This is a genomic window from Kitasatospora sp. McL0602, from assembly GCF_052076145.1.
Taxonomy (GTDB): Bacteria; Actinomycetota; Actinomycetes; order Streptomycetales; family Streptomycetaceae; genus Kitasatospora.
The window spans coordinates 4,763,321-4,778,420 of the sequence record NZ_CP197246.1 but is presented as its reverse complement, the minus strand read 5'-3'; the positions used below and the strand labels follow the sequence as shown (position 1 = coordinate 4,778,420).

The 15,100-nt window shown below is 72.0% G+C and carries 14 protein-coding genes; 4 read left to right on the top strand and 10 right to left on the bottom strand.

The features are described from left to right. Window positions 1–136: 136 nt before the first annotated feature. Window positions 137–673: a GtrA family protein gene (locus tag ACR68M_RS21920; protein ID WP_441245806.1), complete on the top strand. Its 537-nt coding sequence runs from the start codon at window positions 137–139 to the stop codon at window positions 671–673. Between the two features lie 35 nt (window positions 674–708). Here ACR68M_RS21920 and ACR68M_RS21915 read toward each other — a convergent pair whose 3' ends face one another. Beyond that, entirely contained in the window at window positions 709–1,947 is a 1,239-nt protein-coding gene (locus tag ACR68M_RS21915; RefSeq protein WP_441245805.1) for an ATP-binding protein, read from the bottom strand. 34 nt (window positions 1,948–1,981) lie between these two features. After that, the gene (locus tag ACR68M_RS21910) at window positions 1,982–2,656 is read right to left on the bottom strand and encodes a response regulator transcription factor (protein ID WP_104816417.1); all 675 of its coding nucleotides are present in this window, start codon (window positions 2,654–2,656) and stop codon (window positions 1,982–1,984) included. Between the two features lie 354 nt (window positions 2,657–3,010). On the opposite strand from ACR68M_RS21910, the gene ACR68M_RS21905 reads away from it, so the two are divergent. Continuing rightward, entirely contained in the window at window positions 3,011–4,519 is a 1,509-nt protein-coding gene (locus tag ACR68M_RS21905) for a peptide MFS transporter (protein WP_441245804.1), read from the top strand. Window positions 4,520–4,610: 91 nt separating this feature from the next. Here ACR68M_RS21905 and hutI read toward each other — a convergent pair whose 3' ends face one another. The 6 genes from hutI to ACR68M_RS21875 all read right to left on the bottom strand — a co-directional run bounded on the left by hutI (window position 4,611) and on the right by ACR68M_RS21875 (window position 11,536). Next, window positions 4,611–5,777 (bottom strand): imidazolonepropionase, encoded by a 1,167-nt coding sequence (hutI, locus tag ACR68M_RS21900; RefSeq protein ID WP_441245803.1) that lies wholly within the window; start codon window positions 5,775–5,777, stop codon window positions 4,611–4,613. 104 nt (window positions 5,778–5,881) lie between these two features. Next, a complete protein-coding gene (locus ACR68M_RS21895) occupies window positions 5,882–7,234 on the bottom strand; it encodes a formimidoylglutamate deiminase (protein ID WP_441245802.1) in 1,353 nt (450 codons plus the stop codon). Next, complete coding sequence (locus ACR68M_RS21890) at window positions 7,225–8,409, bottom strand: allantoate amidohydrolase (protein WP_441251679.1); 1,185 nt, start codon at window positions 8,407–8,409, stop codon at window positions 7,225–7,227. The genes ACR68M_RS21895 and ACR68M_RS21890 overlap by 10 nt, the downstream gene beginning before the upstream one ends. Before the next feature lie 11 nt (window positions 8,410–8,420). Then, on the bottom strand, window positions 8,421–10,094 hold the full coding sequence (hutU, locus tag ACR68M_RS21885) for a urocanate hydratase (protein WP_441245801.1): 1,674 nt from the start codon (window positions 10,092–10,094) through the stop codon (window positions 8,421–8,423). Window positions 10,095–10,224: 130 nt separating this feature from the next. Next, complete coding sequence (locus ACR68M_RS21880; protein ID WP_441245800.1) at window positions 10,225–10,572, bottom strand: hypothetical protein; 348 nt, start codon at window positions 10,570–10,572, stop codon at window positions 10,225–10,227. A gap of 94 nt (window positions 10,573–10,666) precedes the next feature. Continuing rightward, a complete protein-coding gene (locus ACR68M_RS21875; protein ID WP_441245799.1) occupies window positions 10,667–11,536 on the bottom strand; it encodes a MurR/RpiR family transcriptional regulator in 870 nt (289 codons plus the stop codon). 222 nt (window positions 11,537–11,758) lie between these two features. Between ACR68M_RS21875 and ACR68M_RS21870 the strand changes: the two genes are divergently transcribed. Next, window positions 11,759–12,118, top strand: a complete 360-nt coding sequence (locus ACR68M_RS21870) for a hypothetical protein (protein ID WP_441245798.1) — start codon at window positions 11,759–11,761, stop codon at window positions 12,116–12,118. Between the two features lie 27 nt (window positions 12,119–12,145). On the opposite strand, the gene hutH is transcribed toward ACR68M_RS21870, so the two are convergent. Beyond that, the gene (gene hutH / locus ACR68M_RS21865) at window positions 12,146–13,726 is read right to left on the bottom strand and encodes a histidine ammonia-lyase (RefSeq protein WP_441245797.1); all 1,581 of its coding nucleotides are present in this window, start codon (window positions 13,724–13,726) and stop codon (window positions 12,146–12,148) included. Window positions 13,727–13,896: 170 nt separating this feature from the next. Between hutH and fdhD the strand changes: the two genes are divergently transcribed. After that, window positions 13,897–14,775 (top strand): formate dehydrogenase accessory sulfurtransferase FdhD, encoded by an 879-nt coding sequence (gene fdhD, locus ACR68M_RS21860; RefSeq protein WP_441245796.1) that lies wholly within the window; start codon window positions 13,897–13,899, stop codon window positions 14,773–14,775. Here fdhD and ACR68M_RS21855 read toward each other — a convergent pair. Next, a complete protein-coding gene (locus ACR68M_RS21855; protein ID WP_441245795.1) occupies window positions 14,722–15,084 on the bottom strand; it encodes a hypothetical protein in 363 nt (120 codons plus the stop codon). The two genes, fdhD and ACR68M_RS21855, sit on opposite strands and share 54 nt — an antisense overlap. Window positions 15,085–15,100 lie beyond the last annotated feature (16 nt).

Here is a 15,100-nt window from a genome sequence, read left to right as displayed (position 1 = left end):
AAGGGAGCGAGTAGCCTGGATGGCCGGAGCCCGAGAAGCACTATCTGATCATGTGCGCACACGAGGGATCCTTCGCACTGCACCATCGCACGAGCAGGCTCGGACCCCGTACGCGAGCATCAGGAGACCGCCCGGTATGACCACTGCCACCGACCCCAGCCCCTCGCTGATCCAGCGACTGCGCGGGCTCTCGACCGAAGTGATCAAGTTCGGCATCATCGGCGTGGTCGGCCTGGTGGTCAACGCCGGAGTGTTCTGGGCCTGCCTCCAGGGCCAGGGCCTGGTCAAGTCGCTCTCCGGGGTGATCGCGACGGCCGTGGCGATCGGCACCAACTACCTCGGCTACCGCTACTGGCTCTACCGGGACCGCGACGCGGCCTCGCGCAAGCGCGAGATCACGCTCTTCCTGATCTTCAGCGGGATAGGGCTGCTCATCGAGAACGGCATCCTCGCCTTCTCGGTCCACGTGCTCGGCTACACCTCGTCGGCCAGCCAGCTGGTCGCCAAGAACGTCGTCGGCCTGATCGCCGGCACGGTCTTCCGCTTCTTCTCGTACCGCACCTGGGTCTTCAAGGCGCTGCCCGAGCTCGCCGACGGCGAGGAGGTCGTCTCCGAGGCCGAGCTGCTGCTCGCGGAGCAGGCCCCGGCCCCCAAGGCCGAGGCAAAAGCCTGAGCCCAGGCCAGGGCCCAGCAGTCAGTCGGTCGGTCTCAGTCGCTGCGGCGGCTCAGGAACAGTGCGAAGACCGGTGGCTGGAGTGCGAGCAGCTCCAGCCGCCCGCCGTCCGCCTCGATCAGGTCGCGGGCGACGGCGAGGCCGATGCCGGTGGAGTTGCGGCCGCTGACGGCACGTTCGAAGACCCGGTTGCCCAACTCCGGCGGGACGCCCGCGCCCTCGTCCTGGACCTCGGCGACGACCGAGCTGCCGAGCGGGCGGACCCGCAGGGTGATCGCGCCGGCGCCGTGCATCAGCGAGTTCTCGATCAGGGTGGCCAGCACCTGGGCGACGGTGCCGGGGGTGCCCGAGACGGAGGCGCCGCGCAGGCCCTCGATCCGCAGCACCCGGCCGGTGTCCCGCAGGGACGGGCCCCACTCCTCGACCTGCTGCTTGATCACGTCGTCCAGCTCGAAGGCGACCACCGTCGGGCTGTGCGAGTCGCGCTGGTTGGTGAGCAGCCGCTGCACCACGTCGGTGAGCCGCTCGACCTGCTGGAGCGCGATCGTCGCCTCCTCCTTGACGGTCTCCGGCTCCTCGGCGAGCGCGGTGATCTCCTCCAGCCGCATGGAGAGCGCGGTGAGCGGGGTGCGCAGCTGGTGGGAGGCGTCGGCAGCGAGCCGCCGTTCGGCGGTGAGCATCCGGGCGATCCGCTCGGCGCTGGTGTCCAGCACCTCGGCGACGCGGTCCAACTCCGGTACGCCGTAGCGGCGGTCGCGCGGGCGCGGGTCTCCGGAGCCGAGCCGTTCGGCGGTCTCGGCGAGGTCGATCAGCGGGCGCGCGAGCCGCTTGGCCTGCCAGACCGCGAGTGCGACGGCGGCCTGCACGGCGAGCAGCGCGACGACACCGAGCAGCACCAGCATGTTGCCGATCTCGTGGTCGAGGTCGGCGCGCGACTGCATGACCGTGACGGTCTCGCCGCTGGCGCCGGTCTCCGAGGCGGTCAGCGCGGGCCCGGTGACGGGGCGCCCGGCGGCGATCAGCGGCTGGCCGGGGATGTCGACGGTGACGAAGGAGCCGTCGGTGACCTGCGCGGCGAACTTCTCCCCGGTGACGGGCTCGTTCGCCGCCAGCCGGCTCTCGACCAGCCCGAGCACCCGGACGGAGGCGGCGTCGACCCGGTCGTTGGCGGCGTTGACGATGCTCTGCTTCTCGACCAGGGCCAGCGGGACGCAGAACACCACGACGACCACCAGGACGACGCCCAGCAGCGAGTTGATCATCCGCCGTTTCACGCTGCTGCTCTTCTCGACTCAGGCTCGGCGGGGGTCAGTTCTTCTCGAAGCGGAAGCCGACGCCGCGCACGGTGGCGATGTAGCGCGGGTTGGCCGCGTCGTCGCCGAGCTTCTTGCGCAGCCAGGAGATGTGCATGTCGAGGGTCTTGGTGGAGGTCCACCAGGTGGTGTCCCAGACCTGTCGCATGATCTCCTCGCGGGTCACCACCCGGCCGGCGTCCCGGACGAGGACCCGGAGCAGCTCGAACTCCTTGGCGGAGAGCGTCAGCTCCTCCTCGCCGAGCCAGGCGCGGTGCGACTCGATGTCGATCTTCACGCCGTGCGCGCCGGTGGTGAGCTGGTCGACGTTGCCGCGCCGCAGCAGGGCCCGGACGCGGGCGAGCAGCTCGGCGAGCCGGAACGGCTTGGTGACGTAGTCGTCCGCCCCGGCGTCGAGGCCGACCACGGTGTCGACCTCGTCGGCCCGTGCGGTGAGCACCAGGACGGGGCAGCTCTTGCCGTCGGCCCGCAGGCGGCGGCACACCTCCAGCCCGTCCATCTCGGGCAGGCCGAGGTCGAGGACGACGAGGTCGACCTCCTCGGTGAGCCCGGCGCCGAGGGCGGAGGGGCCGTCCTCGCGGACGAGCACCTCGTAGCCTTCGCGGCGCAGCGCGCGGGCCAGCGGTTCGGAGATTGCCGGGTCGTCCTCGGCCAGCAGCACACAGGTCATGGGGCTGATGGTAGACCGCCTGAGCCGCGCTGATCAGGCCCCCCGGCCGGTCAGTTCCGCCCGGCCGAGGGGGCTGTGAAGTAGTTCACAGAGAGTGATCGTTACTTTTTGTGATCAGCGCGGCCAACTGGGCCGACTCGCCGCAAGATTGACCGCAAAACCCTTCACTTCGAAGGATTTCCTTCGATCTGACCATGGATCTACACTTCTCGTGGTGGCAAATCTTTACCTGGACAAGAGGTACATCTACGACTTTGTCCCGCCTTGTCATCAGATGGCGCACGTACAGTGGTCCGGTCACCGCCCGCCGCCACCCCCCTATGGCGGGCGCAGCCAGGCAAGGAACCACTACTGATGGCGTCAAGCACCCTGGATGTCGGCCTGACCAGGCCGACCGCTCCCAGCGGGAAGACCTTCTTGGGGCACCCCCGAGGACTCTCCACCCTCTTCATGACGGAGATGTGGGAGCGCTTCAGCTACTACGGCATGCGTGCCCTGCTGGTGCTCTACATGACGGCCGCGACCACCTCCGGTGGCCTCGGGATGAAGATGGCCGTCGCGACCGCGATCTACAGCGTCTACACGGCCATGGTCTACCTGCTCGCCCTGCCCGGCGGCTGGATAGCCGACCGCTTCCTGGGCGCTCGCAAGACCGTCGCGGTCGGTGGCTGCATCATCATGGCCGGGCACTTCATGCTGGCCGTGCCCATGAAGGCCTCGTTCTTCGCCGGTCTGGCCGTGATCGCCATCGGCTCCGGCCTGCTGAAGGCCAACATCTCCACGATGGTCGGCCACCTCTACGACGGGCCCAACGACCCGCGCCGGGACGGCGGCTTCACGATCTTCTACATGGGCATCAACCTCGGTGCCTTCGCCGCACCGCTGGTGATCGGCACCATCGGCCAGAAGGTCAACTGGCACCTGGGCTTCGCGCTCGCCGGTGTCGGCATGGCGCTCGGCCTGCTGCAGTACCTGCTCGGCACCCGCCACCTGAGCAGGACCAGCGAGATCGTCACCTCGCCGATGCCGGCCGAGGAGAAGCGCACGGTCCTGCGCAAGTTCGCGCTCTGGCTGGGCCTGGCCGTGGTCTTCTACGCCTCGCTCGCGCTGACCGGAAACTTCAACATCAACTGGGCGATCTGGCCGCTGTCGCTGGCCGGCATCGCGGTGCCGGTCGTCGTCTTCGCCCGGATCAAGCGGGACAAGGACCTCAGCTCCGAGGACCGCTCCAAGATGAGCGGGTACATCTGGTTCTTCGTGGCCGCCGCCGTGTTCTGGATGATCTACGACCAGTCCGGCTCCACGCTGAGCGTCTTCGCGGACGAGAACACCGCCTCCAAGCTGTTCGGCTTCGGCTTCCCGTCCAGCTGGTTCCAGTCGCTCAACCCGCTCTACATCATGGCGCTGGCCCCGGTCTTCGCCTGGTTCTGGGTCGCCCTCTCCCGGCGCGGCAAGAACCCGAGCACCACGATGAAGTTCGCGATCGGCCTGCTGATGATCGGCGGCTCGTTCCTGGTCATGATGCTGGCGATGGCCGCTGCCTCCGGCGGCGTCAAGGTCACCCCGCTCTGGCTGGCCATGGTCTACCTGATCCAGACCGTCGGCGAGCTGACCCTCTCCCCCGTCGGCCTGTCCGTCACCACCAAGCTGGCCCCCGCCAAGTACGCCAGCCAGATGATGGGCGTCTGGTTCCTCGCCGTCACGGCGGGCGACTGCGTCGCAGCCCTCATCCAGCTCGTCCTCAAGGACCAGACCGGCTCCACCTGGTACTTCGCGATGCAGGGCGTCATGGCGATCATCGCCGGCATCGCCCTCACGATGTACCGCAAGAAGGTCGTCAAGCTCATGGGCGACGTCCACTGACGTGACCCCGTACGCGAATGCCCGGCACGGATCCTTCCGTGCCGGGCATTCGCGTAGGTGCATTCGCATAGGTGCATCCGCGGTACGGGCCTCAGAGCTCGCGCACGCCCGCGCGCCAGACGGCGGCCGTCAGCGGGACGCCCGGCCGGTAGGCGAGGTGCACGTGGGAGGGGGCGTCCAGCAGCAGCAGGTCGGCGCGGGCTCCGACCGTGACGCGGCCGACGTCGGTGCGGCGGAGGGCCTGGGCGCCGCCGACGGTGGCGGAGTGGACGGCCTCGTCCGGGGTCATGCCCATCTCGCGGACGGCGACGGCGATGCAGAAGGCCATCGAGCTGGTGAAGCTGGAGCCCGGGTTGCAGTCGGTGGAGAGCGCGACGGTGGCGCCCGCGTCGAGCAGGCGGCGCGCGTCGGGGTAGGGGGCGCGGGTGGAGAACTCCGCGCCGGGCAGCAGCGTCGCGACGGTGTCGCCGCTCGCCAGCGCCGTCACGTCGGCGTCCGTCAGGTGGGTGCAGTGGTCGGCCGAGGCCGCTCCCAGCTCGACGGCGAGCTGCACGCCCGGCCCGTACGAGAGCTGGTTGGCGTGCACGCGCGGGGTGAGCCCGCGCTTGGCCCCGGCCGTCAGGATCGCGCGGGCCTGGTCGCCGTCGAAGGCGCCGTTCTCGCAGAAGACGTCGACCCAACGGGCGTGCGGCGCGCAGGCGTCCAGCATCTCGCCGGTCACCAGGTCGACGTACGCCGCCGGGTCCTCCTTGAACTCGGGCGCGACGACGTGCGCGCCGAGGTACGTCGTCTCGGGGGTGTGCGCGGCGGCGATCCGCAGTGCGCGGGCCTCGTCGGCGACGGTCAGGCCGTAGCCGGACTTGCACTCGATCGTGGTGGTGCCCTGGCGCAGCGCCTCCCCGATGAGGCGGGTGAGGTTGGCCTCCAGCTCGGCGTCGGTCGCGGCGCGGGTGGCGGCGACGGTCGTCCGGATGCCCCCGGCGCTGTACGCCTGGCCGGACATCCGGGCGTTGAACTCGGCGGTGCGGTCGCCCGCGAACACCAGGTGCGCGTGCGAGTCGACGAAGCCGGGCAGCAGGGCCCGGCCTGCCGCGTCGTACCGCTCGTCGGCCGTCGGCGCGGCGGCGGCCGGGCCGACCCAGGCGATCGTGCCGCCGTCGATCACCACGGCGGCGTCGGTGATCAGGCCGAGCGGGCCCTCGCCGATCGCGGGGTCATTGGTGACGAGACTTCCGACGTTGGTGATCAGAGTGCTCAACGGAAACCTTTCGGGGCCCCGCGCCCCTGGGGGCCGGCCAGTTGCCCACTGAAGAGCAGCGGGCCCGAGAGGATCAGCCCCTCTCGGGCCCGCTGGTAGGGATTCTATGACTGAAGGGCCGCGATGGAGTCCCGCAGTGCGGCCGGGACGTCCGGGACCAGTTGGTGCACGCCGTCGGTGACGATCCGTCGGCCGCCGACCACCACGTGCCGGACGTCCGCCGCCGAGGCCGCGAAGACCGCCGTCTCGGCCCCGAGCTCGGGCCGGGGGCCGGCCGTGCGGACGGAGTCGAGGGCGACGACGGTGAAGTCGGCGAGTGCACCGGCCTCGATCCGGCCCGCCTCGGGCCAGCCGAGGGAGGCGTGGCCGTCCTCGGTGCCCGCCCGGAGCAGGGCGTTGGCCGTCCAGTGGCCCCGGGTGCGGGTGCGCAGCCGCTCGTCGAGCTCCAGCGCGCGGGCCTCCTCGAACGGGTCGATCACCGCGTGGCTGTCGCTGCCCAGGGTGATCGGGCAGCCCGCGCTCGCCAGCCGGCGGGCCGGGCCGATGCCGTCGGCGAGGTCCCGTTCGGTGGTCGGGCACATGCAGATGTTGGTCGAGGAGTCCGACAGCAGCCGGATGTCCTCGTCCGTCAGGTGCGTGGCGTGCACGGCCGACGTCCGGGGCCCGAGCACGCCGTGGTCGGCGAGCAGCCGGGTCGGGGTGACGCCGTGGGCGGTGAGGCAGGCGTCGTTCTCGGCGGTCTGCTCGGAGAGGTGGACGTGCAGGGGGGCCGTGTTCATCGCCGACCAGTGGGCGACGGTGCCGAGCTGGGCGGCGGGCACGGCGCGGACGGAGTGGATGGCCGCGCCGATCCGGGCGTGCTCGGCGGGCTTCAGCTCGGCGGCCCGCTCGGCCCAGGCGTCGGCGTCGCCGTCCGTGAACCGCAGCTGCGGCTTGGTCGGTTCGGCGCCGAAGCCCGAGGAGAGGTAGCAGGTGTCGAGCAGGGTGATCCGGATGCCCGCCCGTGCGGCCGCCTCGATCAGGGCGTTGCCCATCGCGTTCGGGTCGTCGTAGCGGCCGCCGCCGGGGGCATGGTGCAGGTAGTGGAACTCCCCGACGCTGGTGATGCCGGCCAGCGCCATCTCCGCGTACACGGCGGTGGCGAGCGCCAGGTAGCTGTCCGGGTCGAGCGCCCCGGCGAAGCGGTACATGGTGTCCCGCCAGGTCCAGAACGTGCCGGAGCCGACCTGCACGTTGCCGCGCAGGGCGCGGTGGAAGGCGTGCGAGTGGGCGTTGGCCTGGCCCGGCACCAGCAGGCCGTCGAGCCGGGCGGCCCCGGCCGGGCAGGGGCCGCTGTCCGGGGTCACCTTGGCGATCCTGCCGCCCGGGTCGACCGTGATCAGCACGTCCCGCTCGACCACCGGCCCGTTGGCGTGCGGCAGCCAGGCGTACTCCGCCCAGTAGGTGGTCAGCTGCATGCCAGGTCCTCCAGTACGTCGGCGAGCGCGGTGACCCCGGTGAGGCAGTCGGCGAGCTCGGCGTGCTCCGCCGGGGAGTGCGAGACCCCGCTCGGGTTCCGTACGAACAGCATGGCGGTCGGGACGGCGGACGCCAGGATTCCGGCGTCGTGTCCGGCGCCGGTCGGCAGCACCGGCACCCCGCCGAGGCGGGCGGCGAGCCGGTCACGCAGCGGGCCGTCGAAGTCGACGACGGGCGTGTACGACTCGCGGGTCAGCTCGACCTTGACGCCGTCCCGCTCACCCCGCTCGTGCGCGGCGAGCCGGATCTCCTCGACCAGTGCGGTCAGGGTCTGCTCGTCGGCCGCACGGGAGTCGAGCCAGCCACGGATCAGCGAGGCGATCGCGTTGGTGCCGTTCGGCTCCACCGCGACCTTGCCGAAGGTCGCCAGGGCGCCGGCCAGCTTGGCCTTCTTGCGGGCGGCGAGCACCGTGTTGGCGTACGTCAGCATCGGGTCGCGGCGGTCCTCGATGCGGGTGGTGCCCGCATGGTTGGCCTCGCCGTGGAAGTCGAAGCGCCAGCGGCCGTGCGGCCAGATCGCGCTCGCCACCCCGATGGGCTGACGATCCGTCAGATACCGTCCCTGCTCGACGTGCAACTCGACGAAGGCGCCGATCCGGCTCAGCCGGTCGTCGTCCGCGCCGATCGCGGTGGGGTCGTAGCCCGCCTTCTCCATCGCGTCGGGCAGCCGGACGCCGTCGGCGTCGCGCAGCTCGTACGCCTGGGCCGGGGAGAGCACCCCGGCGGCGAGGCGGGAGCCGATGCAGGCCACGCCGAACCGGGCGCCCTCCTCGTCGCCGAAGTTGACGATGGCCAGCGGCTTGCTGAACTCCGCACCCCGGGAGCGGAGTTCGTCCAGCGCCGCAAAGGAGGAGACCACGCCGAGCGGGCCGTCGAAGGCGCCGCCGTCCGGGACGGAGTCCAGGTGCGAGCCGGTGACGACGGCGCCACCGGCCTGCGGGTCACCCAGCCAGGCCCACTGGTTGCCGTTGCGGTCCAGCTCGTAGGCCAGCCCCCTGGAGCGGGCCTGCTGCTCGAACCAGGCACGGCACTCGGCGTCGGCCGAGTTCCAGGCGAAGCGGCGGTACCCGCCGGAGGAGGCGGAGCGGCCCACGGGGAGCAGCTCCGCCCACATCGCTTCGAACGTCACAGCTCACCCATGGGGATGCGCACACCACGCTCGTCCGCGACCTCGACCGCGCGGTCGTAGCCGGCGTCGACGTGGCGGATGACGCCCATGCCGGGGTCGTTGGTGAGCACGCGGCGGATCTTCTCGCCCGCGAGCGCGGTGCCGTCGGCGACCGTGACCTGCCCGGCGTGGATCGAGCGGCCGATGCCGACGCCGCCGCCGTGGTGGATCGAGACCCAGGAGGCGCCGGAGGCGACGTTGACCATGGCGTTGATCAGCGGCCAGTCGGCGATCGCGTCGGAGCCGTCCAGCATGGCCTCGGTCTCGCGGTAGGGGGAGGCCACCGAGCCGCAGTCGAGGTGGTCGCGGCCGATCACGATCGGCGCGGAGAGCTCGCCGCTGGCGACCATGTCGTTGAAGCGCTCGCCGGCCTTGTCGCGCTCGCCGTAGCCGAGCCAGCAGATGCGCGCCGGGAGGCCCTGGAAGTGCACCTTCTCCTGGGCCATCTTGATCCAGCGGTGCAGCGACTCGTTCTCGGGGAAGAGGTCGAGGACGGCCTTGTCGGTCTTGTAGATGTCCTGCGGGTCACCGGAGAGCGCGGCCCAGCGGAAGGGGCCCTTGCCCTCGCAGAACAGCGGCCGGATGTACGCCGGGACGAAGCCGGGGAAGGCGAACGCGCGGTCGTAGCCCGCGAGCTGGGCCTCGCCACGGATCGAGTTGCCGTAGTCGAAGACCTCGGCGCCACGGTCCATGAAGCCGACCATGGCCTCGACGTGCTTGGCCATCGACTCGCGCGAGCGCACGGTGAACTCGGCCGGCTTCGCGGCCGCGTAGTCGGCCATGTCGTCGAAGTCGACGCCGATCGGCAGGTACGCCAGCGGGTCGTGGGCGCTGGTCTGGTCGGTGACGATGTCGATCGGGGCGTCCATCGCGAGCAGCTGCGGGAACAGCTCGGCGGCGTTGCCCAGCAGGCCGATGGAGAGCGGCTGCTTCTTGTCCCGGGCGTCGGTGGCGAGCTCCAGCGCGTGGGCCAGGCTGGTCGCCTCGACGTCCAGGTAGCGGTGCTCGATCCGGCGGGCGATGCGCGACGGGTCGCAGTCGATGCAGATCGCCACGCCGCCGTTCATGGTGACGGCGAGCGGCTGGGCGCCACCCATGCCGCCGAGACCGGCGGTGAGGGTGATGGTGCCCGCGAGGGTGTCGTTGAACTTCTTCGCGGCCACCGCGCCGAAGGTCTCGTACGTGCCCTGGAGGATGCCCTGGGTGCCGATGTAGATCCACGACCCGGCGGTCATCTGGCCGTACATGGTGAGCCCGAGGTTCTCCAGCCGCCGGAACTCCTCCCAGTTGGCCCAGTCGCCGACCAGGTTGGAGTTGGCGATCAGCACGCGCGGCGCCCACTCGTGTGTCTGCATCACGCCGACCGGACGGCCGGACTGGACGAGCATCGTCTCGTCCCGCTTGAGCGTCTCCAGCGTGCGGACCATGGCGTCGAAGGAGCGCCAGTCGCGGGCCGCCTTGCCGGTGCCGCCGTAGACGACCAGCTTGGAGGGGTGCTCGGCAACCTCGGGGTCGAGGTTGTTCATGAGCATCCGGAGAGCGGCCTCCTGCTGCCAACCCTGCGTGGTCAGGTTCGTCCCGCGCGCCGCGCGCACCTCGCGCGGACCACTGCCCACCTGCTGCTGCACCATGCTCCCGGCCTCCTTGCACATAGATTCATTCAGTCCTGACCAGTCTGAATATATCCAAACAATCGGATGGCGCCTAGTGGGCAAACCGATCAGGACTGAATAGTTCCATGCAGAACGGGCGACTGCCCGTTCATGCCGCCGCGTCGCCGTCCCAGTCGATGCCGATCTCCTCGAGCCAGCGGCGGTCGTCGGCGTCGGGCGTCGCGGGAGCTGCGGGGGTGGCGGGCTCGGGGGCGCGGGGCGGGCGGGGGATCTCCTGCACGGGCCCCAGGCCGTACTTCTCCGCCGCTGCTGCGGCCGCCGGGTTCGGCTCGATCAGGCCGACGTGCACCGCGCTCTCGTCGCCGGGCTCCAGGACGGTCAGCTGCGGGTCGGGCGGACGGCGCAGCGCGATCCGCCGCCCGCAGGTCGGACACGACCACTCGTCGGCCCCCGAGGCGAGTCGGCCGGTGAGCTTCATCTCGTGGATCACACGCATCACGGACACCCCCGTCCGGCCCCGCCACCGAGACCCAACCTGGGGATTCCCGCTTCCGGGGAACTTCACGCAGCCGGCGGCCCCCGGCCCGGGGTCACTCCTGGAAGAGCCCCCGCGCGGCGGCCGACTGCTCGATGGCCTCCAGCCGGGCCTCGGCGCCGGGGATCTCGTCGCACATGGTCTGGAGCAGCACCCGGCCGAGCATCATCGGCGCGCAGGCGGTGTCGAAGACCAGGCCGGTGCCGACGGCGGCGGGCAGCAGCAGGTCGGAGAGCTTGGCGACCGGCGCGAAGGCACTGTCGGCGACCGTCAGGATGGTCAGCCCGCAGTCCCGGGCCACCGCCATCGCGTCCATCAGCTCGCGGGGGTAGCGCGGCAGCGCGAAGCAGAGCAGCGCGGTCGCCCCGGCGGCGGCGGCCTGCTCCAGCCGGTCGGCGAGCATGCTGCCGCCCTCGTCGAGCAGCCGGATGTCGGGGTGCACCTTGGCGGCGAAGTACGCGAAGCCCCGGGCCTGGGCGGAGGCGGCTCGCAGGCCGAGCACCGGCAGCGGGCGGGAGGCGGCGAGCAGTCTGGCCGCGCGGACGATCGGCTCCGGGTCGGCGAGCAGCTCGGCGAGGTGCCGCAGGTGGGCGATCTCGGCGAGGACGGCCTGCTGGTGCTCGTTGCGGACGACGTCGGAGGGCGATTCGGGGGCGGTCTGCTCGCCCGCGCCGAGCTCGCGCAGCTGCCGCCGCAGGGCGGGGTAGCCGTCGAAGCCGAGGGCGACGGCGAAGCGGGTGACGGAGGGCTGGCTGACGCCGGCCAGTTCGGCGACCTCGACGGAGGAGAGGAAGGGCGCCTCGGTGGCGTGCCGGACGAGCGAGTGGGCGATCCGCCGCTGGGTGGGCGTGAGCCGGTGCCCCTCGAAGAGCTGCAGCAGCCGGGCGGAGGGGCCGACGGTACCGGTCTCGTCCGTGACAGTCATCGGTCTCTCCTCGGTGCGGTGGATCTCCGGTGCCTGGCGGTGGCTCCCCGGCGCGCGAACGCGTGGTCAGCAGCGTGCAGCAACCCCGGCGGCCGGGCAATGGTGTTCCGTACGGTGAGAACGCGGGAGGACCCCGGAACGGCTCCGGGTGGTCCCTGATTTGTCCCTGAGAAGGCGGCCCGGCGGTGGACCGGCGGTCGCGGGGGTGAGGAACATGGGCCCATGGACACCCGCCAGGACGACCTGCGCCGCGATCTCGACGCCGCAGTGCAGACCCGCAAGGAGCTCGGGAGCGAGTACGAGTCGGCGATCATCGACTCCTTCCTCGCCAGGCTGGAGGCCCGTGCCGCCCAGCCGCCCGCCGCACCCGCTGCCGCACCGGCTGCCAAGGCCGGCTCGCACTTCAAGATCCAGGTGCTGTCGCTGGTGATGGGCATCCCGCTCACCGGTATCGCGGCCGGTGTCGCCGGGCTCTCCGGGCTGGTGGTCTGCTGGGCGGGGATCGTCGGGGTCAACGTCTCCGCCGCGATCGCCGACCGGCGCATCGACCGGCGGACCGCCGCCCGGAGCGAGTGGGCCTGAGCCGCACCCGCCCCGGGCCTGCGGGCGTCAGGCCAGCGGGCCGGTGACCTGCTCGACGGCGCGGACCAGCTCGCCGGAGGCGACCAGCGCGGCGGCGGCCTCCAGATCCGGCGAGAGGAAGCGGTCGCGGCCGGGGCCCTCGACACCGGCCACGCGGGCGGCGGCCACGGCGGCGGCGGTGGCGGGGGCCAGCGGGCCGCTGCCGTTGTCGATGCGGATCTCCAGCGCGCGGGCCGAGGCGGTCAGCTCGACGGCGAGGATGCGGCCCAGGTTCTCCACCGCCTGGCGCAGCTTGCGGGCGGCGGACCAGCCCATCGACACGTGGTCCTCCTGCATCGCGGAGGACGGGATCGAGTCGACCGAGGCCGGGACGGCGAGGCGCTTGTTCTCGCTGACCAGGGCGGCCTGGGTGTACTGCGCGATCATCAGACCGGAGTCGACGCCCGGGTCGTCGGCCAGGAAGGCCGGCAGGCCGTGCGAGCGGGCCTTGTCGAGCAGCCGGTCGGTGCGGCGCTCCGAGATCGAGCCGAGGTCGGCGGCGGCGATCGCGAGGAAGTCCAGCACGTACGCGACCGGGGCGCCGTGGAAGTTGCCGTTCGACTCGACCCGGCCGTCCGGGAGCACGACGGGGTTGTCGACCGAGGCGGCCAGCTCGCGGGAGGCGACCAGCGCGGCGTGCGCGATGGTGTCACGGCCCGCGCCCGCGACCTGCGGGGCGCAGCGGATGGAGTAGGCGTCCTGGACGCGCGGCTTGTCGTCCTGGTGGTGCCCGGTCAGGGCGGAGCCGCTGAGGACGGCCAGCATGTTGGCGGCGGAGAGCGCCTGGCCCGGGTGCGGGCGGATCGCGGAGTGCAGCTCGGGGGCGAGCACCTTGTCGGTGCCGAGCAGGGCCTCCAGCGACATCGCGGCGGTGATGTCGGCGGTGGTGAAGAGGCGGTTGAGGTCGGCGATCGCCATCACCAGCATGCCGAGCATGCCGTCGGTGCCGTTGATGAGGGCCAGGCCCTCCTTCTCCAGCAGCTCGACCGGCGTGATCCCGGCCTCGGCGAGCAGCTCGCCGGCCGGGCGCTCGGTGCCGTCCGGGCCGAAGGCGGTGCCCTCGCCCATCAGGGCGAGTGCGCAGTGCGAGAGCGGCGCGAGGTCGCCGGAGCAGCCGAGCGAGCCGAACTCGCGGACGACGGGGGTGATGCCGGCGTTGAGCACGGCGGCCATCGTCTGGGCGACCAGCGGGCGGACGCCGGTGCGGCCGGAGGCCAGGGTCTTCATCCGCAGGAACATCAGCGCGCGGACGACCTCGCGCTCGACCACCGGGCCCATGCCGGCGGCGTGCGAGCGGACCAGCGAGCGCTGGAGCTGGGCGCGCAGCTCGGGGCTGATGTGGCGGACGGCGAGGGCACCGAAACCGGTGGAGACGCCGTAGACGGGGCGGGGCTCGGCCGCGAGGGCCTCGATCCTGGCGCGGGCGGTCGCCATCTCGGCGAGGGCGTCGGGGCCGATCTCGACCCGGGCGTTGCCACGAGCGACCGCGATGACGTCCTCGGCGCTCACATCGGCCTTGCCGACCTGGACGAGCGGCGCGTCGTGGGCCACAGCACTGTGCATATCCATATACAACATCTCACCAGGTGAATGAAGATATGACAACCGGCCCACCGAAGAAATGGGGCTGCCGGGACCAGCGTGGCGTGTGCCCACCCCTCCCGCAGGGCGGATTACGCGAGGTGGGGGGTGGTGCCGCAGGCTGGGTGACGTACACGGCTGAACCGAAGGAGTGACCGATGGCGCGGGCGACAGCGCGGCGGCGGGTCGTACGGCTGGACGGGCATGCGAGCACGGCACGGCCGGACTCGCTCGCGGCCGAGGAGCCGTTGGAGATCAGGGTCGGCGGCGAACCGCTGACCGTCACCATGCGGACCCCGGGGCACGACTTCGACCTCGTCGCGGGCTTCCTGGTCGGCGAGGGCCTGGTGCACGAGGCCGCCGGGCTGGCCGCCCTGCGCTACTGCGCCGGGACGGACGCCGACGGCGCCAACACCTACAACGTGGTCGACGCGACCCTGCGCGGCTCCGGCGCGCTGCCGCTCTCCGCCCACCGGAACCTGCTCACCACCAGCGCCTGCGGCCTCTGCGGCCGCGACACCGTCGAGGCCGTCCGCACCCACGTCCGCTGGCCCGTCGGCGCGGACCCGCTGCGTGTCACCCCCGAGCTGCTGTACGCGCTGCCCGAGCGGCTCCGGGCCGCCCAGCGCACCTTCGACTCCACCGGCGGCCTGCACGCGGCCGGGCTCTTCTCCCCCACCGGCGAACTCCTCTGCGCCCGCGAGGACGTCGGCCGCCACAACGCCGTCGACAAGGTCGTCGGCTGGGCCCTGCGGGAGGGCCTGCTCCCGCTCACCGGCCACCTGCTCCTGGTCAGCGGCCGGGCCTCCTTCGAGCTGACCCAGAAGGCCGCCCTCGCGGGCATACCCCTGCTGGCCGCCGTCTCCGCGCCGTCCTCGCTCGCGGCCGACCTCGCCGAGGAGCTCGGCCTCACCCTGGTCGGCTTCCTGCGCGGCCGCTCGGCCAACGTCTACACCCGCCCCGACCGGGTGGCCGCCCAGGGGTCAGCGTCGGCGCACCCGGCGGACCACCAGCACCACGACGAGCACGACCAGTAGCAGCAGGAGGACGAGCAGCCCGACGACCCAGCCGACGAACCTGCTGACGACACCCCGGACTCCCCCGGTGCTCGTACTCCCGTGCCGGGTGGTGCTGCTGCTGCCCGTTCCGCTGCTGTGCGACCGGCTCTTGCTCTTGCTCTTCGACTTCTCGACGAAGGCCGCCTCCCGCACCGAATCCCGCACCGGCGCGGCGCTCGGGCCCGCCGCCGTACGGGTCTGCGCGGCGGCCGCGGTGCTCATGGCCGTGGCCGTGCCGCCCACCGCGAGTGCCAAGGCGAGGGCCGCCCCCGCCAGACGTCTGTGCACTGCCGACTCCCGTTCC